General features: G+C 65.0%; 22 protein-coding genes. 8 read left to right on the top strand and 14 right to left on the bottom strand.

The annotated features are described in order from the left end of the window. The first annotated feature begins 218 nt into the window (after window positions 1-218). From FFY45_RS03290 to FFY45_RS03270, 5 genes are all read left to right on the top strand, one after another. Window positions 219-1415, top strand: a complete 1197-nt coding sequence (locus FFY45_RS03290) for a sensor histidine kinase (protein ID WP_023903105.1) — start codon at window positions 219-221, stop codon at window positions 1413-1415. Beyond that, complete coding sequence (locus FFY45_RS03285) at window positions 1416-2057, top strand: response regulator (RefSeq protein ID WP_006450021.1); 642 nt, start codon at window positions 1416-1418, stop codon at window positions 2055-2057. It abuts the gene before it with no gap. 400 nt (window positions 2058-2457) lie between these two features. Further along, the gene (locus FFY45_RS03280) at window positions 2458-3627 is read left to right on the top strand and encodes a polyketide cyclase (protein ID WP_168957959.1); all 1170 of its coding nucleotides are present in this window, start codon (window positions 2458-2460) and stop codon (window positions 3625-3627) included. An 81-nt stretch (window positions 3628-3708) separates the two neighbouring features. Then, window positions 3709-4095 (top strand): DUF423 domain-containing protein, encoded by a 387-nt coding sequence (locus FFY45_RS03275; RefSeq protein ID WP_170118591.1) that lies wholly within the window; start codon window positions 3709-3711, stop codon window positions 4093-4095. A gap of 2 nt (window positions 4096-4097) precedes the next feature. Further along, entirely contained in the window at window positions 4098-4772 is a 675-nt protein-coding gene (locus tag FFY45_RS03270) for a DNA-3-methyladenine glycosylase family protein (protein ID WP_176339408.1), read from the top strand. Window positions 4773-4847: 75 nt separating this feature from the next. On the opposite strand, the gene FFY45_RS03265 is transcribed toward FFY45_RS03270, so the two are convergent. From FFY45_RS03265 to FFY45_RS03245, 5 genes are all read right to left on the bottom strand, one after another. After that, entirely contained in the window at window positions 4848-5648 is an 801-nt protein-coding gene (locus FFY45_RS03265; protein WP_176339407.1) for a M15 family metallopeptidase, read from the bottom strand. Window positions 5649-5809: 161 nt separating this feature from the next. Beyond that, window positions 5810-5989, bottom strand: a complete 180-nt coding sequence (locus FFY45_RS03260) for a DUF4177 domain-containing protein (protein ID WP_023903110.1) — start codon at window positions 5987-5989, stop codon at window positions 5810-5812. Next, window positions 5986-6165 carry a type II toxin-antitoxin system antitoxin gene (locus tag FFY45_RS03255; RefSeq protein WP_006450015.1) on the bottom strand — a complete coding sequence of 60 codons (180 nt, stop codon included), beginning with the start codon at window positions 6163-6165 and terminating at the stop codon, window positions 5986-5988. Before FFY45_RS03255 ends, FFY45_RS03260 begins: the two co-directional genes overlap by 4 nt. Continuing rightward, the gene (locus tag FFY45_RS03250; protein ID WP_006450014.1) at window positions 6162-6446 is read right to left on the bottom strand and encodes a hypothetical protein; all 285 of its coding nucleotides are present in this window, start codon (window positions 6444-6446) and stop codon (window positions 6162-6164) included. Before FFY45_RS03250 ends, FFY45_RS03255 begins: the two co-directional genes overlap by 4 nt. A gap of 9 nt (window positions 6447-6455) precedes the next feature. Then, a complete protein-coding gene (locus FFY45_RS03245) occupies window positions 6456-7325 on the bottom strand; it encodes an SPFH domain-containing protein (protein ID WP_176339406.1) in 870 nt (289 codons plus the stop codon). Between the two features lie 127 nt (window positions 7326-7452). Between FFY45_RS03245 and purT the strand changes: the two genes are divergently transcribed. Further along, complete coding sequence (gene purT, locus FFY45_RS03240; protein WP_176339405.1) at window positions 7453-8655, top strand: formate-dependent phosphoribosylglycinamide formyltransferase; 1203 nt, start codon at window positions 7453-7455, stop codon at window positions 8653-8655. A gap of 263 nt (window positions 8656-8918) precedes the next feature. Here purT and FFY45_RS03235 read toward each other — a convergent pair whose 3' ends face one another. After that, window positions 8919-10151 carry an endonuclease/exonuclease/phosphatase family protein gene (locus tag FFY45_RS03235; RefSeq protein WP_255171850.1) on the bottom strand — a complete coding sequence of 411 codons (1233 nt, stop codon included), beginning with the start codon at window positions 10149-10151 and terminating at the stop codon, window positions 8919-8921. A 52-nt stretch (window positions 10152-10203) separates the two neighbouring features. Beyond that, window positions 10204-11118, bottom strand: coding sequence for an arginyltransferase (locus FFY45_RS03230; protein ID WP_176339653.1), 915 nt, complete (start codon window positions 11116-11118; stop codon window positions 10204-10206). A 40-nt stretch (window positions 11119-11158) separates the two neighbouring features. On the opposite strand from FFY45_RS03230, the gene FFY45_RS03225 reads away from it, so the two are divergent. Beyond that, on the top strand, window positions 11159-11764 hold the full coding sequence (locus tag FFY45_RS03225) for an EF-hand domain-containing protein (RefSeq protein WP_176339404.1): 606 nt from the start codon (window positions 11159-11161) through the stop codon (window positions 11762-11764). A gap of 353 nt (window positions 11765-12117) precedes the next feature. On the opposite strand, the gene FFY45_RS03220 is transcribed toward FFY45_RS03225, so the two are convergent. From FFY45_RS03220 to FFY45_RS03200, 5 genes are all read right to left on the bottom strand, one after another. Next, window positions 12118-12576 (bottom strand): hypothetical protein, encoded by a 459-nt coding sequence (locus FFY45_RS03220; RefSeq protein WP_176339652.1) that lies wholly within the window; start codon window positions 12574-12576, stop codon window positions 12118-12120. A gap of 448 nt (window positions 12577-13024) precedes the next feature. Then, window positions 13025-14221, bottom strand: a complete 1197-nt coding sequence (locus FFY45_RS03215; protein ID WP_176339403.1) for an RNA polymerase sigma factor — start codon at window positions 14219-14221, stop codon at window positions 13025-13027. Window positions 14222-14317: 96 nt separating this feature from the next. After that, window positions 14318-14821 (bottom strand): putative signal transducing protein, encoded by a 504-nt coding sequence (locus tag FFY45_RS03210; protein ID WP_154844801.1) that lies wholly within the window; start codon window positions 14819-14821, stop codon window positions 14318-14320. Window positions 14822-14978: 157 nt separating this feature from the next. Further along, a complete protein-coding gene (tesB, locus tag FFY45_RS03205; protein ID WP_023903119.1) occupies window positions 14979-15884 on the bottom strand; it encodes an acyl-CoA thioesterase II in 906 nt (301 codons plus the stop codon). A 73-nt stretch (window positions 15885-15957) separates the two neighbouring features. Next, a complete protein-coding gene (locus FFY45_RS03200) occupies window positions 15958-16728 on the bottom strand; it encodes an enoyl-CoA hydratase/isomerase family protein (protein WP_176339402.1) in 771 nt (256 codons plus the stop codon). Between the two features lie 65 nt (window positions 16729-16793). Between FFY45_RS03200 and FFY45_RS03195 the strand changes: the two genes are divergently transcribed. Continuing rightward, complete coding sequence (locus FFY45_RS03195; protein ID WP_176339651.1) at window positions 16794-17222, top strand: copper chaperone PCu(A)C domain-containing protein; 429 nt, start codon at window positions 16794-16796, stop codon at window positions 17220-17222. Between the two features lie 313 nt (window positions 17223-17535). Here the strand turns inward: FFY45_RS03195 and FFY45_RS03190 are convergent, their stop codons facing one another. After that, the gene (locus tag FFY45_RS03190) at window positions 17536-17943 is read right to left on the bottom strand and encodes an acyl-CoA thioesterase (RefSeq protein ID WP_176339401.1); all 408 of its coding nucleotides are present in this window, start codon (window positions 17941-17943) and stop codon (window positions 17536-17538) included. After that, a complete protein-coding gene (gene uvrA / locus FFY45_RS03185) occupies window positions 17943-20909 on the bottom strand; it encodes an excinuclease ABC subunit UvrA (RefSeq protein WP_176339400.1) in 2967 nt (988 codons plus the stop codon). Before uvrA ends, FFY45_RS03190 begins: the two co-directional genes overlap by 1 nt. Window positions 20910-21065 lie beyond the last annotated feature (156 nt).

Raw genomic sequence — 21065 nt, 5'->3', positions numbered from 1 at the left:
GGGACTCCGTGGGGTAACGCTCTCGACCCGAAATCGGATCTGCGTCGGATTATTACATGCGTGGCCTGAAGCGGCGACCCGGCATGCGCGCTCCGCAGGGCATGCGGACGAGCAGGCGGCAGCGGCGCGCCGATGTCGGAGTGCAACTTGTTGCCAACGCGCCGATGCATGACTTCCGGCAAGAGGGCAGGGCCGCGCGTTACGCCTAAGATGCGTACATGTTGGGATACCTCAGTCATACGCGCGTCCTGCGCTTCGCCGGCCTGTTCACCTGGGCGATGATCGCCATGCCGTTGGTGTACACGTACTGGCCGGTTGCCGAAGAGGGCGACCACCGCAGCGTGGCCGAAGCCCTGCTGATGTCGGGGTTCTTCGTCGGCTTCGGCGCCAGCTACTTCTGGTTGACCCGCGGTTTGAACAGCGGCGGCCACGCACATTGGTACGACCGGCTGATTCTGCTGCTGCTCACCATCTTCGCGCTGGCGGTCAGCTATCTGAGCGGAACCGGGCTGGGCAGCATTCTGATGATGGTGGCGGCCGGGGTGATCCCCTGGCTGCTGCCGCTGCGCATCGGCGTGGCCTGGCTGGTGCTCAGCCAGCTGGCGGTGCTGCCGGTGTTCTATTACCTGCGCCCGGACTTCACCCTGTTCGCCGCATTGATGCAGTCGCTGCTGTACGGCGGCTTTTCAATGTTCATCTTCGTGACCAGCCTGGTCGCGCGCCAGCAGACCGATGCGCGCGAAGAACAGCGCCGGCTCAATGCCGAACTGCGCGCCACCCGGGCCTTGCTGGCCGAAAGCGCCCGCATCAACGAGCGCACCCGCATCTCGCGCGAGCTGCACGACCTGCTCGGTCACCACCTCACCGCGCTGAGCCTGAATCTGGAAGTGGCCGGCCACATCACCGAGGGCCAGGCCCAGGAACACGTGCGTCAGGCGCATACGCTGGCCAAGCTGCTGCTCACCGACGTGCGCGAAGCGGTCAGCCACCTGCGCGACAGCGGCGCCATCGATCTGGAAGCGGCCTTGCGCCCGCTGGTGACCCAGGTGCCCTCGCTGGACATCCATCTGGACATCGCCCAGCCACTGACCCTGGACGACCCCGAGCGCGCCCACGTGCTGCTGCGCTGTACCCAGGAAATCATCACCAATGCGGTGCGCCATGCCGGTGCGCGCAACCTGTGGATCCAGGTGCGCCGCGATGCTGACAGCGTGCTGATCGACGCCCGCGACGACGGCCATGGCGCCGACACCGTGGCGCCCGGCAACGGGCTGCGCGGCATGCGCGAACGCCTGAACCAGTATGGTGGCCAGCTCGAGATTCAAACCCGGCGGGGTGACGGCTTCGGCCTGCGCATCTCCGTTCCAGGCGCGCCGGCACTGATGCCTGCGGCCGTGACCCAAGGAGTGTTCTAGATGATCCGTGTGTGCCTGGTCGACGACCAAACCCTGGTACGCCAGGGCATCCGCTCGCTGCTGGCGCTGGACAACGGCATCGAAGTGGTCGCCGAGGCCTCCGATGGCAAGCAGGCGGTCGAGCAGATTCCGCAGATTCAGCCCGATGTGGTGCTGATGGACATGCGCATGCCGGTGATGTCCGGGCTGGAGGCGCTGCAGATGCTCTCGCGCAACGGCACGCTGCCGCCGACGATCATCCTGACCACCTTCGACGACGACCAACTGGTACTGGCCGGGCTCAAGGCCGGCGCCAAGGGCTATCTGCTCAAGGATGTCTCGCTGGAACAACTGGTCGGCGCGATTCGCACCGTGGCCGGCGGCGGCTCGCTGGTGCAGCCGGCGGTGACCCAGCGCCTGCTGTCGGGCCTGGAACACATGCGCAACGAGTTCGTCAGCCTGGACCGCCCCGATCCGCTCACCGACCGCGAGACCGAGATCCTGCGGCTGATGGCCAGCGGGTTTTCCAACAAGGAGATCGCCAATTCGCTGGGCGTGGCCGAGGGCACCATCAAGAATCACGTCTCCAACATTCTGTCCAAGCTCGGCGTGCGCGATCGCACCCGCGCGGTATTGAAGGCCTTCGAGCTGCAGTTGGTCTGACGGCATCGCCGGGCGGCGCCCAATCCCCGTCTGCGCTGAGGGGCACGGCGCGCGGCGGCGCGTTTCACCCTGCGGGCGTGCCTGATTCACTGCGGTGCGATCCACCGTGGCGCGTTGCTGTGCATCTGCATGGCAACAGGCTGACGAGCAGGGCGAAGGCGCCATGCCATCGCTGCATCACACACAGGCATCGCGCGATGTGCATGATAGCGGCGCGCAATCCGTCCAAACCCCTGCCTGGATTAGGATTGCGTCGCTGTGCAACGGCGTGTCTTGCGCTGGATGACACCGCAAGACCGCGCTACCCGTCGCACAACTGAACATCTTTCTCGAAGCCTGCTAGGATGGCGGCTTCGCTTCACTCAACCCGGCCGTGGGATCGGCCCCGGAGACCTCCTGAATGACCCGTATTATCGAGTTCCTGATCGCCTTGGGGATCGTGGCTGGCCTGTTTGTCGTAGTGGGCCTGGTGTTGCCCTCGGAGCGGCAGATGTCCGAGAGTGTTGAGACCAACCGCAGAATGACGATTGTTTACGACACCGTGAACAGCTTCCGTCGTTTCAAGGATTGGAACCCGCTCGTGCTGCGTGACCCCAAGCTCCAGCTGAAGCTGGCCGGCCCTGAAGAGGGCAAGGGTGCACGTATCGAGTACAGCTCCACCGAAGGTTACATCGGCAAGGGCAGCTGGGAGATCACCAACAGCGTCAAGAACGAGCGTGTTGAGATTTCGATCGACGATCCCACCAAGGGCTATGACAAGGTCACCAATTTCACCCTGGTGCCGACCGGCAAGAACAACAAGAACGTCAAGATCACGCAGGACTACAGCGTCAAGTACGGCTGGAACCTGTTCGGTCGTTATGCCGGCTTGTATGTCAGCCGCCACGTGGGTGACGACCTGAAACTGGGTCTGTCGCGTCTGGCGACCGCACTGGCCACCGTTCCCAATTTCGACTACCGCGCCGAGCTGGATGGCAAGCCGGTGTTGAGCGATCTCAAGATCGTCGATGTGCCGGCCGAGGACCTGTTGGTCGTCACCGCAGGCAACATCGATCGTGACAACGAGACGATCAAGAAGTCGATCAAGGACAACCAGGAGTGGATCAAGCGTGTGATGGATTCCAACGGCCTTGAGGCTGCGGGTCCGGTGCGCATCGTCACCACCGACTTCGCCTCCGACAAGTACGCCTTCGACGTCGTGCAGCCGGTGCGCAAGCGTGCCGGTGCGGCTCCCAAGCCGGATGCGGCCAAGGACGCTGCCAAGAAGGACGACGCCGCTGCCGCTGCTCCGGTCGATGCAACGCCGGTCGCCGCCACTGGCGAAGAGCTGAAGGTCAATATCCCGACCGAAGCACCGGTGAAGTACGAGCGCACCAAGGCGCATCGCTCTGCCTATGCAACCTACGCAGGCCACATGGCCGGTCTGGATGCAGTGCGTAGCTCGCTGCGTGCCTGGTCTGCCACCAACGGCAACGACGTGACCGAGCGTCCGTACGAGTCGTGGAAGGCAGGCGTGGACAAGTCGTTTACGCCGGAAGGTGTCTACGATGTTTACTGGGCCATCAAGTAATCGTTTCACCACGATGAGTTGATCCAGACGAAAACGCGCCGCAACCTTGCGGCGCGTTTTTTTTTGCGCCACGGCGCTGCAATGGAGCCTGCCCTCATGTCCCTGCTCGAACGTCGTAAGAAACATCCCTCGCTGCTGGCGTTCTGCGGCGCGTTGCTGGCCGCCATCGCGGTGGGGTTGTCGGCCTATGCCTCGCATGGCGTGGCCGATGCAGTGCTGCAATCGCGGCTGCAACTGGCGTCGCTGTACGCATTCGGGCATGGCGCGGTCTTGGCCGTGCTCGGCACCACCGAAACGCGCGCGCTGGGTCGGATCGGTCTGTATCTGCTGTTGATCGGCACGCTGCTGTTTGCCGGTAGCCTGGTCGGCGGCGCGCTGCTGCAGTGGCCCACCAGCCTGGCGCCGGTTGGCGGGGTCAGCCTGATGCTGGGCTGGGTGGTGCTGGCGATCGGCGCGTTGAGGCGCTGAGCATGCCGCGCCATGCCCGCGGATTCGACGTGGAAGCTGCATTCGCGCACTTGACCCGGCGCGACCGCGCGCTGGGTGCGTGGATGAAGCGCATCGGCCCGATCGCGCCACAGCCGGGTTGGCGCAAGCCGTTCGATCCGGTGGACGCATTGGCGCGTGCGATCCTGTTCCAGCAACTCAGCGGCAAGGCGGCCTCCACGATCGTGGCGCGGGTGGAAGTGGCGATCGGTGCGCAGCGGTTGCATGCGGATACGCTCGCTCGTATCGACGATGCGGCATTGCGCGCCTGCGGCGTGTCCGGCAACAAGGCGCTGGCATTGCGCGATCTGGCGCGGCGCGAACTGGAAGGCGAGATTCCCTCGTTACGCAAGCTCGCTTTCATGGACGACGAAGCGATTGTCCAGGCGCTGATACCGGTGCGTGGCATCGGCCGCTGGACGGTGGAAATGATGCTGATGTTTCGCCTGGGTCGCCCGGATCTGCTGCCGATCGACGACCTGGGCGTGGGCAAAGGTGCCCAACGCGTGGACAAGCAGGAGCAGATGCCAATGCCGAAGGAACTGGCCGCACGCGGCGAACGCTGGGGCCCGTATCGCAGCTATGCCGCTTTCTATCTGTGGAAGATCGCCGACTTCAGCGTGGCGGCCAAGGTGCCGACGCCGCGTTCGCAGGAGTAGCTCGCGCGCAGGGGTGGCAGACAAGCTGGGCGGCCGTGTCGCGCTGCGTCGCGTGAGGCATGACGCGCGGCCTGCTTACGTCGCCGACCAACGCCAGTGCCACGGCTCGTAGACGATGCCATGCGGGTTGTCGCGCGGATAACTTAGGCGAAAGCCGAACTGCGCGGCATGCGTACGCAACCACGCGAATGCCGGCGTCGCTTCGAAGGCGTCTTCGGCCGGCGGCTCGCCTGGCGTGCCGATATCCAGTGCATCGCCGCTGTGGTGTTCGCTGAAGCCTGGCGCTGCGTTGACGGCCAGAATCTGGGCAAGCGTGAGGCCGCGCGCGAACTTGCGTTCGAAAATGCCCAGTTGATAGTCGTGACTGCGATAGCCCGAGATCGCATCGAGCAGGACGCCCGTGCGTGCCGCATCGATTCGCATGCGGTGCCAGGCGCGGGCCGCGCCGTGGCTGAGCCAGAGCGGCCGACCGAAGCGGTCGCGGCCGGCATGCTGCAGCACGGCCGGTTCGGCGATCAGCGTCAGGCCGGTCTGGCTGACGTAATCGTCGTGAGCGATGCCCAGCTGCGCCAGACGGCGTTGCAGGCCGTCGATCGGGAGCGTGGTGGCGCGGGGCGGCAGGCGGGGCGTGCCGGCATCCAACCGATCCAGCGCCTCATCCAGGCCGGACTCGCGTGCCAGCCGCGGCACCAGCGGCATCAGCCCTTGCGCCAGTTGCGCGGCCAGATAGCGCCCATCGCGCTTGCGCCTCAGCAGCCAGTCGGCCTGCGCCAGCACACGCGCGTCGGCATTGCTGCGCGCCTGCAGAAGGGCGGCTGGCACCAGTTCGATAGAGCGGGTATTGAGCAGCAGGGTCGGCAAGGGACGTATCGGCATCGGCACAGGGTAGGCCGAAGTGGCCAGCGCGGCCAGCGAAGGCAAATCCTGGTACAGCGGCGGTGCGAGAGCTCGGCGACCACCGCTGCCACGTCCGTCATCAACGCAGCGCACGAGCGGCCACTGCGCGCCAGCCGCCGAGGCGCGCTGGCGCGCCGATGTCAGAGTTCCTTCTTGAACACCAGCAGCGCTGTGCCAAGCGGCATATGCATGAGGATGTTGACCAGTTCCCAGCCGAGGTTGCCCTGCTTGACCAGTTCGGCCTGGATGTCCTCGCTCTTGATCGTGCCGATAAACGACGGCTTCAACTCGATGGTCAGATAGTTCCAGCGTTTGCTCATGCTTGCGGTTCCTTGTCGTCGCGCGGCTTCGGCAGCCGGCCGGCCTTGCGCAGCGCATCGCGCAACACGTATTCGATCTGTGCATTGAGGCTGCGCAGTTCGTCGTCTGACCAGCGCTGCACGGCGGCCAGGACGTCGGCGTTGATGCGCAGCGGATAGGCCTTCTTTTCGTTCACTCGCGCTCCCCGCGGCCGCTGTGGCGGCGCAGGTGCATCACCATCGAGACGATCAACACGTTCACGCCGACGAGCATGCCGATCACCACCGCGTAGATGCCGGCGCGGTTGTCGCCGGCCCAGTACAGGCATGCGGCACCGATCAGGATCACCAGGCCGATCAGCGCCCAGCGCAGGCCCAGGCCACGCGCGCGGTCGTCCTCGTCCGCCCCGATGGAGGCGGCGATTGCCAACGCGGGCAAGCCGGAGAGCGCGACCACCAACGGCACCATGACATTCATCGCATCACCTCAATACAGCGAGCCGGCGTTGACCACCGGTTGGGTGCCACGATCAGAACACAACACCGTGAGCAGGTTGCTGACCATGTGCGCCTTGCGCTCTTCGTCCAGCTGCACCACGCCATTTTTCTGCAGTTCGGACAGCGCCATTTCGACCATGCCCACCGCACCGGCGACGATGCGCGTGCGTGCGGCGATCACCGCATTGGCCTGCTGCCGCTGCAGCATGGCCTGGGCGATTTCCGGTGCGTAGGCGAGGTGGCTGATACGCGCTTCGATCACATCCACGCCGGCCTGGGTCAGGCGCTCGTCCAGATGGCGCTTGAGTTGCTCGCTGATTTCAGCCGGGTGGCTGCGCAGCGAGATCTGATCGTCTTCGTGCTGGTCGTAGGGGTAGCTGGTGGCCATCGAACGCAGCGCCGCTTCGGATTGGATATGCACGAAGCTTTCGTAATCGTCCACGTTGTAGACCGCTTCGGATGCGTCCAGCACCTGCCACACGATCACGGCGGCAATCTCGATCGGGCTGCCATCCAGTTCGTTGACCTTGAGCCGGCCGCTTTCGAAGTTGCGCACGCGCTGGCTGACGCGACGTTTTGCATAGAAGGGGTTGTTCCAGCGCAGCCCCGGGTCCTTGACCGTGCCGACGTACTTGCCGAACAGGCTCAGCACTGCGGCCTGGTTCGGCTCCAGCGTGTACAGGCCGGCCAGCATGAAGATGCCCACCGCCACCACCAGCAGCGAAGTGAGAAACCCGCCCGGCGTTGTGGTGGTGGCAGCCATCGAGGTGAGGATGAACCACGCCGCGCCTGCGAACGCCGCGCCGGCGGCGAGGATGACGGGAATGCCCGGCAGTGAGCTGATCGGCTTCTCTTTCATGAGTCAGGTGTCCTTGGGGAGTAGAAAAAAGATATCAAATTGATATCAGTCGACGCAAGGGCTCTGACCGGCGGTCTGGGTGACGGCCCGTTAGAATGGCGGCCCCCTTCCGATCTGGACCGCGCTCATGACTACTCTCGGCACGCCGTTGTCGCCTTCCGCCACCCGCGTGCTGTTGCTGGGCTCGGGCGAACTGGGCAAGGAAGTGGCGATCGAATTGCAGCGCTTCGGGGTGGAAGTGATCGCTGCCGACCGTTACGCCAACGCGCCGGCGATGCAGGTGGCGCATCGTTCGCACGTGCTGGACATGCTCGACTCGCAGGCACTGCGCGCGCTGATCGCCAAAGAGCAGCCGCATCTGATCGTGCCGGAGATCGAGGCGATCCATACCGAAACGCTGGTCGCGCTGGAGCGCGAGCAAGGGCAGAAGGTCATCCCGACTGCGCGCGCCGCACGCCTGACCATGGACCGCGAAGGCATCCGTCGTCTGGCGGCCGAAACCCTGGGCCTGCCGACCTCGCCGTATCGTTTCGTCGACACGGCTGCCGAATACCGCGACGCCATCGCCGCCGTCGGCCTGCCGTGCGTGGTCAAGCCGGTGATGTCGTCCTCGGGCAAGGGCCAGAGCACCTTGCGCAGCGAAGCGGACATCGATGCCGCGTGGGAGTACGCGCAGACCGGCGGGCGTGCCGGTGCCGGCCGCTGCATCGTCGAAGGCTTCATCGACTTCGATTACGAGATCACCTTGTTGACCGTGCGGCATGCCGGCGGCACCTCGTTCTGCGATCCGATCGGGCATTGGCAGAAAGATGGCGACTACCGCGAGAGCTGGCAGCCGCAGCCGATGTCGCCGGCCGCGCTGCAGCGCTCGCAGCAGATCGCGCAGGCCATCACCGACGACCTCGGTGGCTGGGGGCTGTTCGGTGTGGAGTTGTTCGTCAAGGGCGACGAGGTGTGGTTCAGCGAAGTCTCGCCGCGCCCGCACGACACCGGCCTGGTCACGCTGGTATCGCAGGAGTTAAGCGAATTCGCGCTGCACGCACGCGCCATTCTTGGCCTGCCGGTCGGTGCCGACAACGGTGGCGTGATTCGTCAGAGCGGGCCATCGGCATCGTGTGCATTGCTCGCACACGGCCACGGCGTGCCGGCCTTCGATAACATTGCCGATGCACTGCGCGACCCGGATACCGCACTCCGTTTGTTCGGCAAGCCGCGCGTAGATGGCCATCGCCGTGTCGGTGTCACGCTGGCGCGTGCCGACAGCATCGATGCTGCGCGTGAGAAGGCACGTGTGGCGGCTGAGGCGTTGGCGATCCGGCTGGACGCCTGAGGCGCAATGCGTGTCGGGGCGGGGCTGTAGCGGCAGCAAAGAACCGCTCCCTGCTCTGGCGACTCGGGTGGGCGCTCTCGTCACCGACCGCGCTAGCCCGGCATTGACGAGCGCCGACCGCATCCCGGCACGTCTTCAACATACTGCTGCACGAGCACCCCGTGCTCCTGCCGCAGCTGCCGCTGTTCAACGGATCGTCCGCAGGAGAAGCCTGAGTCAGCTCTGAGCCAGATGCTTCGAATCCCGAATCCCGAATCCCCCAATCACGGCTTCTCAGCCACATCCACCCACACCGCATGATGGTCGCTGCCATCGGCAATTGCCGCTTCCGGCGCGCTGCTCGCGGGCCAGAAGATGCCGCTGCCGATCAGGGTGAACTGGCGCGATGGCAGCACGTAGTCCAGGCGCATCGTGCCGGCCTGCGGGCCGAAGTCGCCGGTGACCTGCTGCGGGTCGCCGGTATGCGCAATGCCTAGCGCGGCGTATTCGGTGGTTTTTTCCGGGCCGCCGTCGCTGTGCGGGGTGGGGTACTGCAGCACGCGCGGATGCGTGATCAGTGCGCGGATCGCATCGTGGCGGCCAGCGCCATCGACCGGGTCGTTATTGAGATCGCCGAGGATCACAAAGCGCGCGTCGGCCGGCAGACCGCCGCAGCGGCCCTGGTCGTCGCACAACCATGCGGCGTCTTTTGGGTTATCCAGATACTCGCGCCATAGCCGTAGTTCGTCGTGATTGCGGGCGGCGTTGCGCTTCTCGGCACCGTCGAACACCGGCGGTGTGGGATGTGACACCAGCGCGTGCACCACGCCCAGCGGCGTGCGCACCGGCACGTCCCAATGCGATTTGGACGACAGCCGCAGTTGCGCCCAGATCGCATCGCGATAAAACGATTTCTTGCTGGACGGATCGGTCGGGCGCAACGCACCCGGCAACGCGCTCCATTTCAGCAGCTGGAAACTGCGCACCGCCTGCGTATCGATCGGATAGCGCGACAGCACCAGCATGCCGTACTGGCCAGGGTGCAACCCATACCCCCAGGCATCGTTGCCGCGCGAGCGGCCATCGCCACCGACAGTGCCGTTGTTGTCCAGATCCAGCCCACTCGGCACGCCGGTATTCACTGGCGCCAGGTAGCGATACGGATAGCGCAGCGCTTCGCCGCCGCCTGGCTGAGCGACCTGCAGATAGCGCTGCTGGAACAGGTCGGCGGCGCGGTGCTCGGGGTCGAAATCGAACTCGTTGAGCAGCACCAGATCCGGGCGCACCCGCTGCAGCACCGCGGCGATCTTGCGCGCATGCGCGCTGTCGCCCTGCAGTTCGCGCACCAGGCCGCCGGCCTCGTCGGAATACAGCGATGTGTTGTAGGTCGCGATGCGCAAGTGGGCAGATTCAGGCGCGGCAGCGGAAGCGCCGGGCGCGGTATCGGAGGAGGGCGCGCGATGCGCGCAAGCAGCGCAGAGCATGGTCAGCGCAAGCAGCAGGATGGGTTTGATCATCGCGACATTCTCGCATGCGGGAGACGACAGGCCGATGTCGTCGTCCGGTGGTTCAACCTGCCGGTGCAGGGGCGGGGAGCCCGCGCCATTGACGGCCGTCGTAAGCTTCCAGTGCGCTGAAGTGGCGCTTGTAATTCATCTTCGCGTGGCCGTCGATCCAGTAGCCCAGATACACATGCGCGCGCCGCTCGCGTTGCGCCCACTGGATCTGCTGCAGGATCGCGAAGGTGCCCAGACTGCGCGCGGCGGCATCCGGCGCGTAGAACGTATAGACCGCCGACAAGGCGTGCTCGGTGACATCGGTGACCGCAACGGCGAGCAATCGCCCTGGCGCGTGCGCCACCGCCGGTTCGCGTATCTCAAGAAAGCGCCCATGCGACCAGCCGCCGATCAGGAACTGGTCGAATTCGGTGGCGCCATGTTCGTCCATGCCGCCGCCGGGATGGCGGTGCTTGAGGTACTGCCGATACAACGCAAGTTGTTCGTCGGTGCGTTCGGCGGCGACCACGCGCACCACCAGGTCCTGGTTGCGCGCCAGGCAACGGCGCTGACTGCGATCGTGCCGGAACGCATCCACGGCAATGCGCACCGGCACGCAGGCGCGGCAACGTTCGCAATGCGGCCGGTAGACCAGATCGCCGGAGCGCCGGAATCCCCACGCCAATGCCTGCGGATAAATTGCGCCCAGACGCGGATCGTGCGGGTCCAGCACCAGGTCGCGCGCGCGCCGATCCGGCCAGTAGCCGCAGGCATGCTCGCCGGTCTGGAACAGGCGCAGGTCGTCGTGGGTGTCGGCGTGGATGGCCATGGACGCAGGATAGCGCCTGTGTGTCGCAACAGCGGCGACTGTCCGCCGGATGAATACGCCAGGTGGCCGCGTCAACGCGTGTGCCGATCGCTCGTTGATGTGGGTGTTGGTGGCAGCGCACGGTGGATCCGGATGCGCCACCCACGCGATGCGGCCCATGCAGGTGCCGCGTGTGGTTCTCACATCCCAGGAGTTTCTCATGACGTCTCGCAAACCGTTTCTCGCATTGGCCGTGCTGGCCGCCCTGTCCACCGGCGCGGTGTTCGCCGCTCCGCCTGCCGCTGGCGATGCGCCGCGTCCTGCCAAGCTCGACAAGAACGGCGATGGCGTGATCGACCGCAGCGAAGCGGCGGCCGATCCGAAGCTGGCTGCGCAGTTCGATACGTTGGACACCAACAAGGACGGCAAGCTGTCGCGCGATGAGCGTCCGCATCATCGGGGCCCGGGTCGTGATGGACGCGACGGGCGCGGCGAATGGCTGAGCAAGTTCGATACCAACAAGGACGGCCGCATCAGCCGCGAAGAAGCCAAGGCCGACCCGAAGTTCGCCGCGCGTTTCGATGAGATGGACGTCAACAAGGACGGCTTTGTCGATCGCGCCGACCGTGCGTTGCGCATGCAGCAGCATCGCGACGCATGGTTTGCCAAGGCCGATACCGACAAGGACGGCAAGTTGAGCAAGGCCGAGTTCGATGCGGCCTCCAAGCAGCGTGGCGAGCACGGTCCGCGTGGTCCGGGCGAGCATGGCGAGCGTGGTGATCACGGCAAGCGTCCGATGCCGGCCAAGCCCGCTGCGGGCAACTGAGCACGTGTTGGCGCGGCACGTGGCTGAACACGTGCCGCGCCAACTTTAGCGGTAAGGACGTCAGTCACACGGATGATGCAACAAGGCGCCGATCGACCCATGGCCTCCCGCAAGGGAGGCTTTTTTCATGGGGCTGCCGGATGTGCTGCGATCACCTCGGCGGTTGCTGGAAAAGGCGAGCTCATGCCGTAATGGCAAGTCGCACGGGTACCGACAGCGCGATGTGCCAGTGTGTTCCGGCCGGTGCAGCACCGCGGCCTGCCGTCAGGTCCCGGCGGCGTTGGGATACTCTCCGGCGACAAGAACAGTGCCGATTCGGGCGCTTGGCATTACCGTGACGCCAGCGCAGGTTGTCATTTGCTGTGCCACTCCTTGTGGACAGGATTGGCGAGCGTGTTCTGTTCCTGCGTGTAGGTTCCGTTCTGCTGCGCAATGGCTTCACCCGTCTCGACGATGGCGTTTTGAATGAAGACGTTTTCCTTGCCGCTGCGGATGAAGGTCAGTTGGTGGAAGGCGGTTTTGTTGCCCCAGTCTGGAGAGGGGAGTGAGATGAACTTCACCGTGCAGGTCTCGTCGTCGAAACTGCCTTGCAGAACGTAGACGCCATAGTGGTTCTCGCCCTGCGAAATGATCTTGTACATGCCGTTGCCGTAGTAATAAATCTCCGCATCGGGAAACGGCTTTTTCTCGTACATCTTGCGATAGTGGAGCACCTGTTTGACGGTGGGTTCTCCAAAGCTCACGGTCAGCGTCTGGCCGTCGGGCGAGGTTGTCAGTCCTTCCGCGTGCGCACCAGCGCTGCTCAGCAGCATCAGGCCTGCGGTCACGATCTTTTTCACTGCATTGCTCTCCTGGTCTTTTTCAAGCGCCGTGTGCCGAAACTGCACTGCTGCAGTCGCACAGCCGCTGGAATACTCGCAGAGAAGCAGTTGCAATGCAATTCATTGGGATACAGTCAAAAAATGCGGCTCAGCCACGCTGTGATGGGGCCGTGCCGTTCACGACGCGGATATTCGCCGGCGCTCAGCGCGCCTGCCGGATCCGCACGCGCACCTTCTCATTCTTTGCTGCAGGCGGTGGGTATATCGGCAGGGGCTATTGGTTGCGATGCCTCCCGCGCAAGCGGGAGGCCTTACGTAGAGCGCAGCTGCGTGTCTGTGAAAACATGGCGCATGCCGGTTGCAAGCGCGATGCGAGGATGCTGGATCGCTGCCTTTCTCGCTCGACCGCCGCGCAGGCCGATCCTGGCTTTCAAGTGCGTCATGGCATCCCCGACTTGATGGAGTGATGCAGGATCGGCAGCAGGACCGCCAGCGTGCTCACGAGCATTGCGCTTGGACTGAACATGCAGCGGTAAAGTAATAATGGTGCCTGCGTGGTGCCGCGCCGTTGTGCATCGCGTTCCAGCATGGGGCGCATCACCCGGGGCAGCACGCGCAGCGTTTGATAGTTGATCACGACCATGCCTGCGCACAGCACCAGCAAGGCCGACCAGGGTTCGCTGCTGAGTCGGTTCAGTAGCAACGTGCTGCCGCACACGATCACCGACGTCAGGGTGCTTGTGAGCATGAAGCGGTGGATACCTGCGGTTTCGCGAGCTGTCTCGGCAAAGCGCAGCAGATACCAGCCCGACCAGTAAGTTCCCAGTGCTGCGACCAGCACGCTGCCTGCAGCAAACAGCGCCGGCATGCCGAACCAGAGGCTTAGCGCACCGGCGGCACCGCCACCGCTGAGCGCAGATCCGGTCAAACCACCCATGCCCAGCTTGCCCGCGCCACCGATGCCGCCCAACACAATGGCCGCGCTCGCGGTTCCCGGGGTTGCCAGCATCGTTGCCGAGGTCACCGCAGTGGCAAAGGCCACACTGGGTGCGCTGCCACGCGCGAACGCGCCGAACCGGCGCAGCAGCTCCTCGCGCACGCTGGCACGTGCCCGCGACAGGCGCTTGCGCACGGCGGCATCGCTGAGGCCGAGCAGCGAGGCCACCTGCTGCGAACTCTGGCCTTCGCGGTAATACAGCAGCAGCGTCTCGCGGCTTTCTTCGGGCAGTGCGGAAATGATGTCGAGCGCGGCAATTTCTTCTTCCACCTGCAGCAGGTGCTCGGCGGGCGAGGGTGCTGGGTCGGCTGCCATCGCGATGGCGAGGTCGGCTGCTTCGCCACTGAGCGCGCGATGCCGGTTGGCGCGCAGCCAGTCGCGCGCCAGGTTGCGGGTGATCTGGCGCAGCCATGGCAGGAAGCTGGCCGGTTGGCTGAGTTGTGCCAGCCGCTGCCAGGCGCGCAAAAAGGCCTCCTGAGCGATGTCTTCGCTGGCGGCGATATCGCGGGTGATCGCCAGCGCGATGGCGGTCACCGTGTTCTGGCAGGCACGCACGATGCGCCCATAGGCCTGCTGGCAGCCGGCCGCGGCATGCGGCAGTTCGCGTTGCAACATCAGGTCCAGCGTGTCGGTGTGCATCGGCGCAATCCATGTCCTGGTCCCAGCATGACGCATGGGAGCGGCAGATGTGACCGATGCGATGCCGATTCATGCAGGTGCTGACGTCAGCTGCGCTCAGCGCGCCGGCTGGATCCGCACGCGCACTTCTTCGTCCTCTGCCGCCGGTGGTGTCGCGTTGGCAGGCGCCGCTTGCTGCGATGCCGGTTGAGCCACCGGCGCAGGCGCGCTGCGATGGCGCAGCACCACGAACATTGCAACCGCGCCGATCACCAACAGCAGCACCAGCCGGATACGCCAGGCCCAGCTGCGCGCGCTGGAGCTTGAGCCGTTCTCGCCTTCGCGGAAGGTGTATTCCACGTTCGGCAGGTCGCGGCGGGTGGTGTCGAGCAGGCGCGCGTCGCGCAGCAACTCGCGCGCGCGTGGCTGGTCGTCGGCATGCACGATCCACACGGTGGGATAGGTCTGTGCGTTGCTGTGTTCGAGATAGCTGAACTGGCCGGTGCGCTTGCTTTCGTAGGAGCGGCCATTGCTCATGCGCACATCGATGCCGGCATCGCGCAACAGGTTGGCGACGCCTTCGGCGGTTTCGATACGTTGACTGCTGAAGATCTTGCGCATGCTTAAGGTGTGCCAGCGATTGCCGAACGCATCGCGCTGCGGGTGCGCGTGTTCGAGACATGGAAGAAGAGTGGCGTGGACGTCGGTCCACAACCGAAAAAGGCGGCAGCAGACCTGTCTGCGCTCAGCGAAAGTTGTTGTTCAAGCACGGGCACGGCTAGTCCTTCGCCGGCACGGCAATTGCGCTGCCATCGGGCACCACGCGGATCAAGCCTTCCTGCGTGGTGCTGGCGACCAGCACGCCATCGCGGGTGAAAAACTGCCCACGGGCCAGGCCGCGCGAGCCCTGCGCGGTGGGGCTGTCGAGCGAGTACAGCAGCCAGTCGTCGGTACGGAACGGGCGGTGGAACCACAGCGCATGGTCGAGCGAGGCCATCTGCACGTTCGGCGTGTAATAACTGATGCCGTGCGGAAACGTGGAGGTACCCAGCAGCTGAAAATCCGAGGCATACGCCAGCAAGGCGCGATGCAGGCCGACATCGTCGCCGACCGGGTCGCTCAGGCGTAGCCACATCTGCTGGAACGGCGGGCGCTTGGGTGGTCTGAGTTCGTCGCGCGGAAAGACGTGGCGGAATTCGAACGGGCCGCCACGCGAGAGCCAGCGCTGCACCTTGGCCGGCAGTTTCGCCAGCACTTCCGGTGCCAGCGGCGCGGTGGGTTCGATGTCTTCCGGCGGCGGCACCACCGGCATCACCGACTGATGCTCGGCGCCGTCTTCGTGTTCCTGAAACGACGCTGCGCAGAAAAAGATCACCTTGCCATGCTGGATCGCGGTGACCCGTCGTACCGAGAAACTGCCGCCATCGCGGGTGCGATCGACGTCGTAGACGATCGGGTGATCGATATCCCCGGCGCGCAGAAAGTAGGCATGCAACGAGTGCGCCTGGCGGCCGTTTTCCACCGTGGCCTGCGCGGCGGCCAGCGCCTGCCCCAGCACCTGCCCACCGAACACGTACTTGGTGCCGATATCGCGGCTTTGGCCGCGAAACAGGTTGTCTTCCAGGCGCTCCAGCGACAGCAGGTTGATCAGTTCGGAGACGACGGGTTCGGCAGTGGCGGACAAAGGGCTGGCCTGGGCGTGCGACAGACCGCGATTATACCGGTCGCCCCGTCGCCACCATGCGCAAGGCGCGTGCTCAGGCCTTTTGCAGGCGCGCGACCAGGCCATGCAGCGCTGCCTGCGCATCCGGTGCGTACCAGCCGTCGATGAAACGCTCCAGCTGGATCAGCTCGGGTGCCAGTGCGGCGCGCAGATCGGCGCGGGCGATGGCGCGCGTGGTCAGCATGGGCTGGCGCGGCAGTCGCTGCAGATCCTGCAGCCAGGCAACCGCGCGCGCGGTGACCAGCTCGCCATCGGCCAGCTCGTCGACCAGGCCGATCGTGACCGCCTGTTCGGCCGGTAGCAGCTGGCCGGAGATCAGCAGGCGCTCGGCGCGGTGCGCACCGACCACGCGGCGCAACAGGCGCTGGATGCCTTCGGGCGCGGCCAGCCCCACCTGCACTTCGTTCAGGCCGATCGCATAGGGTTTGGCGGTGTCGGCACTGCGCGCCATCACCCGGTAGTCGCAGCACAGTGCCAACACGCAGCCGCCGGCCGGCGCATGCCCGCCGATGGCCGCCACCACCGGCACGCGGCTATTGGCCAGTGCCTGCGCGGCCTCGAAGAAGGCCGTCCAGCTGGCCAGCAATGCGGCGCGGTCGTTGCCGTGCGCCAGCAAGTGCGGCACGTCCATGCCACCGGAAAAGATCTGCTCGCTGCCCGAGAGCACGATGCCATCGGTCTCATCGCCGGCCTGCTGCACCGCAACGCTCAAGGCCTGGCACAGCGCGCTGTCCAGTGCATTGACCGGCGGGCGGGCCAGACGGATTTCGCGAAGACGGCCATGGTCTAAGATCTGGATGCTCATTCGGGGCTCCTGGAGGTCGGGTCATGATAGACGGCAGTCGAAGCAGGCAGCGCATGTACGCACGCGTGCTGCTCGGTGCGTTGGCGGTGTTGGCAAGTGCAGGCGCCTCGGCGCAGTGCCTGCCTGAATTCAAGGATGGCTGGGTTCGCATTCCACCGCCCGGGGGCATGGGCATGGCGGCGGGGTTCGGGCAATTCCATAACGGCTGCGCGCAGCCGCTGAAGGTCACCGCGGCCAAGAGCAGCGTGTTCGCCGATGTCTCCATTCACGAGACCACGCAAACCAATGGCGTCAGTCGCATGCGTGCGGTGCCCGAGTTGCCGCTGCCGGCCGGCAAGTCGGTGATGCTGGCGCCGGGCGGCTTGCATCTGATGCTGATGGAGGCGAGCGCGCCGCTGCAGGAGGGCACATGGGTGCCAGTGACCTTTACCTTGCAGGATGGCCGCGAGATCAAGACCACGCTGGAGGCGCGCAAGCGCGCGCCGGGTTCGTGAGGGAGCGCAGCTGGCTGTAGAGCGAAGACGGCAGCATGGATGCTGCCGTTGGCAGCAGCGCTGCTTGATCCAATGATTTCGGCAAAGCATTCGAACGGCGCGTAGAAGGCGCTGCTTAATCAGGCTGCGGTGCCAGCTCACCACGCTGCAGGCATGAAGTCACTGCGGCAGCACAGTCACTGCATGCTGCAAACGTGCGGTAGTACGAAGTAACGTAATCACGCCGTCATTCGAAAACGAAAACGGCGGCTGCCGAAAGAGCCGCCGCCGATCTTTAGCGCTGGGAAAACTCGGCAACCGGGCCGATAAAATCTCAGTTGCTGGCAGCGCGCACCGCATCCGGCAGCGACGCGCTTTTGCCAGTTTGCGTATCGATCCACACCACGACCACGTTGCCATCCGAATACAGCACGCCTTCGTCTTTCTGGTCGAGGATGCGATGGCCGATGGTGATGCTGCTGCTGCCCAGGCGCTCGACGAACAGTTCCACCAGGATGTCGTTCGGCCACACCAGCGGGCGCTTGTAGTTGACGTTGGTGGCCGCGACCACCGGCGCGATGCGATCGGTCATCGACACACCGTCCACGCCCAGCATCCAGCGCACGCGCGCTTCTTCCAGATAGGAAATGTACTTGGCGTTGTTGACATGGCCCATGCTGTCCATGTCGCGCCAGCGCACGCTGATCGGGATGCGTGCCAACACCTTGTGCTCTTCGCTCATCAGCTTGCCTTCTTCTTCGCGGTTTTCTTGGTGGCGGATTTGGCGACTTTCGCCACCTTTTCCGGTTTGATCTTGCGCGGCGGGCGCGCATCGGGCTTGTTGGCCATTGCCGCCGGACGCGTCTCGCGCGCCTTTACCGACGGCAGCATCTTGGCCAGGAACTGCCCGGTGTAGGACGCCTTGTGCGCAGCCACCTCTTCCGGCGTGCCGGAGACCAGGATGCTGCCACCGCGGTGGCCGCCTTCCGGGCCCAGGTCCACGATCCAGTCGGCGGTCTTGATCACGTCCAGATTGTGTTCGATCACCACCACCGTATTGCCCTCGTCGCGCAGCTTGTGCAGCACGCCGAGCAGCGCTTCGATGTCGTGGAAGTGCAGGCCGGTGGTCGGCTCGTCGAGGATGTACAAGGTGCGTCCGGTATCGCGACGCGATAGCTCCTTCGACAATTTGACCCGCTGCGCTTCACCGCCGGACAGCGTGGTCGCGCTCTGCCCCAGCTTGATGTAACTCAGGCCGACATCGACCAGCGTTTCCAGCTTGCGCGCGATCGACGGCACCGGCTCGAACAGCCGCAGCGCATCTTCCACGGTCATCTGCAGCACGTCGCTGATGTTGTAGCCCTTGTAGCGGATCTCCAGCGTCTCGCGGTTGTAGCGCTTGCCGTGGCAGACATCGCAGGGCACATAGACGTCGGGCAGGAAGTGCATCTCCACCTTGATCAGGCCATCGCCCTGGCAGGCTTCGCAGCGGCCGCCGCGCACATTGAAGCTGAAACGGCCAGGCGAATAACCGCGCGCGCGCGATTCCGGTACCTGTGCGAACAACTCGCGCAACGGCGTGAACATGCCGGTGTAGGTGGCTGGATTGGAGCGCGGGGTGCGCCCGATCGGCGACTGGTCGATATCCACGACCTTGTCGAACAGGTCCAGATTCTCCACTTCGCGATGCGCCGCCACCGGATGCGACGCGCCGTTGATCTCGTTGGCCGCCAGCGAAAACAGCGTGTCGTTGATCAGCGTGGACTTGCCCGAGCCGGACACGCCGGTGATGCAGGTCAACAGGCCGGCCGGAATGTCCAGATCGACATTCTTCAGGTTGTTGCCGGCCGCCCCGCGCAGATGCAGCATCATCTTCGGGTTGGGCTTGTGGCGCTGCTTGGGAATCTCGATGCGGCGCTTGCCCGACAGGTATTGACCGGTCAGCGAGCGCGGCGCATCCAGAATGTCCTGCAGCGTGCCTTGCGCGCAGATTTCGCCGCCGTGCACGCCGGCGCCGGGGCCGATGTCCAGCACGTAATCGGCCAGGCGGATCGCGTCCTCGTCGTGCTCGACGACAATGACGGTGTTGCCCAGGTCGCGCAGTCGCGTCAGCGTGCCGAGCAGGCGTTCGTTGTCGCGCTGGTGCAGGCCGATCGAGGGCTCGTCCAGCACGTACATCACCCCGACCAGGCCGGCGCCGATCTGGCTGGCCAGACGAATGCGTTGCGCCTCGCCACCGGACAAGGTGTCGGCCTTGCGCTCCAGGGTCAGGTAATCCAGGCCCACATCGACCAGGAAGCCCAGCCGCTCGCCGATCTCCTTGACGATCTTGCTGGCGATCTCGCCGCGCCAACCCGGCAACGACAAACCACGGAAAAAGCTCAGCGCCTCGTTGACCGGTAGCACCACCAACTCGGGCAGCGGGCGGTCGGCGACGAACACGTTGCGCGCGGCACGATTCAGTCGCGTGCCATTGCACGCAGGGCAGGGCTGCTGGCTGACGTACTTGGTCAGTTCCTCGCGCACAGCCGGCGATTCGGTCTCGCGGTAGCGCCGTTCCAGGTTCGGCAAAATGCCTTCGAAACGGTGCTTGCGCGTGGTGCGCCCGCCCGCATCGGTGAAGTAGGTGAAGCTGATCACCTCATCGCCGCTGCCGAACAGCACCGCCTGGCGCACCTTGGCCGGCAGCGAGTTCCACACTGCGTCCACGTCGAACTTGTAGTGCTTGGCGAGCGAGGCGATCAGCTGGAAATAATAGGCATTGCGCCGATCCCAACCACGCACCGCACCGGCCGACAGCGACAGCTCCGGATGCACCACGACACGATCGGGGTCGAAGAATTCGGCCACGCCCAGGCCATCGCAGCTCGGGCAGGCGCCCACCGGTGCGTTGAACGAAAATAGCCGCGGTTCCAGCTCGGGCAGCGAGTAATCGCAGACCGGGCAGCTGTACTTGGACGAGAACAGATGCGGCGCGGCGGCCGCATCGTCCAGCGACTGCACCGACACCATGCCTTCGCCCAGCTTGAGCGCGGTCTCGAAACTTTCCGCCAGCCGCTGCTTGATGTCTTCGCGCGGACGAAAGCGGTCGATCACCGCTTCGATGGTGTGCTTCTGGCGCAGCGCCAAGGCCGGCACCGCATCAATCTCGTACAACTCGCCGTCCACGCGCACGCGCACGAAGCCCTGCGCACGCAGTTGCTCGAACACCTGCGCATGCTCGCCCTTGCGGTCGCGGATCACCGGCGCCAGCAGCATGTAGCGCTGCTCCTGGTCCTGGTTGAGCATGTGGTCGACCATCTGGCTGACCGTCTGCGCCTCCAGCGGGAACCCATGGTCCGGGCAACGCGGCTGACCGACGCGCGCGTACAGCAGGCGCAGGTAGTCGTAGATCTCGGTGATCGTGCCGACCGTGGAGCGCGGGTTGTGCGAGGTCGATTTCTGTTCGATCGAAATCGCCGGGGACAGACCTTCGATATGGTCCAGGTCCGGCTTTTCCATCACGCTGAGGAACTGGCGCGCATACGCCGACAGCGACTCGACGTAGCGGCGCTGGCCCTCCGCATAAATGGTGTCGAACGCCAACGACGACTTGCCCGAGCCGGACAGGCCGGTGATCACGATCAGCTTGTCGCGAGGCAGGTCGAGGTCGATGTTCTTGAGGTTGTGCGTCCGCGCGCCGCGGATGCGGATGAAATCCATCGCCATGGGGGATCCGATGTCGGGCCGGCGAACCGGCGGTGATGCGAGCGTGCTCAGCAGGAATGAGTGGCAGTCGATCAGCCTACCCGCCGACCTAGGTGAGGGCAATTGCCCGAAATGCCAGTCTGCCCGGAGCGCTGTGGCGGCCGGATGATGCGTTGC

This window comes from Xanthomonas hortorum, from assembly GCF_011305375.1.
Taxonomy (GTDB): Bacteria; Pseudomonadota; Gammaproteobacteria; order Xanthomonadales; family Xanthomonadaceae; genus Xanthomonas; species Xanthomonas hortorum_E.
This window is presented reverse-complemented; position numbering and strand designations above follow the sequence as displayed.

Excerpts from the sequence above, each read along its gene's own strand:
- FFY45_RS03290 (WP_023903105.1), top strand. The coding sequence starts at position 219 with ATGTTGGGATACCTCAGTCATACGCGCGTCCTGCGCTTCGCCGGCCTG.
- FFY45_RS03285 (WP_006450021.1), top strand. The coding sequence starts at position 1,416 with ATGATCCGTGTGTGCCTGGTCGACGACCAAACCCTGGTACGCCAGGGC.
- FFY45_RS03280 (WP_168957959.1), top strand. The coding sequence starts at position 2,458 with ATGACCCGTATTATCGAGTTCCTGATCGCCTTGGGGATCGTGGCTGGC.
- FFY45_RS03275 (WP_170118591.1), top strand. The coding sequence starts at position 3,709 with ATGGAGCCTGCCCTCATGTCCCTGCTCGAACGTCGTAAGAAACATCCC.
- FFY45_RS03270 (WP_176339408.1), top strand. The coding sequence starts at position 4,098 with ATGCCGCGCCATGCCCGCGGATTCGACGTGGAAGCTGCATTCGCGCAC.
- FFY45_RS03265 (WP_176339407.1), bottom strand. The coding sequence starts at position 5,648 with ATGCCGATACGTCCCTTGCCGACCCTGCTGCTCAATACCCGCTCTATC.
- FFY45_RS03260 (WP_023903110.1), bottom strand. The coding sequence starts at position 5,989 with ATGAGCAAACGCTGGAACTATCTGACCATCGAGTTGAAGCCGTCGTTT.
- FFY45_RS03250 (WP_006450014.1), bottom strand. The coding sequence starts at position 6,446 with ATGAATGTCATGGTGCCGTTGGTGGTCGCGCTCTCCGGCTTGCCCGCG.
- FFY45_RS03245 (WP_176339406.1), bottom strand. The coding sequence starts at position 7,325 with ATGAAAGAGAAGCCGATCAGCTCACTGCCGGGCATTCCCGTCATCCTC.
- purT (WP_176339405.1), top strand. The coding sequence starts at position 7,453 with ATGACTACTCTCGGCACGCCGTTGTCGCCTTCCGCCACCCGCGTGCTG.
- FFY45_RS03235 (WP_255171850.1), bottom strand. The coding sequence starts at position 10,151 with ATGATCAAACCCATCCTGCTGCTTGCGCTGACCATGCTCTGCGCTGCT.
- FFY45_RS03230 (WP_176339653.1), bottom strand. The coding sequence starts at position 11,118 with ATGGGCCGCATCGCGTGGGTGGCGCATCCGGATCCACCGTGCGCTGCC.
- FFY45_RS03225 (WP_176339404.1), top strand. The coding sequence starts at position 11,159 with ATGACGTCTCGCAAACCGTTTCTCGCATTGGCCGTGCTGGCCGCCCTG.
- FFY45_RS03220 (WP_176339652.1), bottom strand. The coding sequence starts at position 12,576 with ATGCTGCTGAGCAGCGCTGGTGCGCACGCGGAAGGACTGACAACCTCG.
- FFY45_RS03215 (WP_176339403.1), bottom strand. The coding sequence starts at position 14,221 with ATGCACACCGACACGCTGGACCTGATGTTGCAACGCGAACTGCCGCAT.
- FFY45_RS03210 (WP_154844801.1), bottom strand. The coding sequence starts at position 14,821 with ATGCGCAAGATCTTCAGCAGTCAACGTATCGAAACCGCCGAAGGCGTC.
- FFY45_RS03200 (WP_176339402.1), bottom strand. The coding sequence starts at position 16,728 with ATGAGCATCCAGATCTTAGACCATGGCCGTCTTCGCGAAATCCGTCTG.
- FFY45_RS03190 (WP_176339401.1), bottom strand. The coding sequence starts at position 17,943 with ATGAGCGAAGAGCACAAGGTGTTGGCACGCATCCCGATCAGCGTGCGC.
- uvrA (WP_176339400.1), bottom strand. The coding sequence starts at position 20,909 with ATGGCGATGGATTTCATCCGCATCCGCGGCGCGCGGACGCACAACCTC.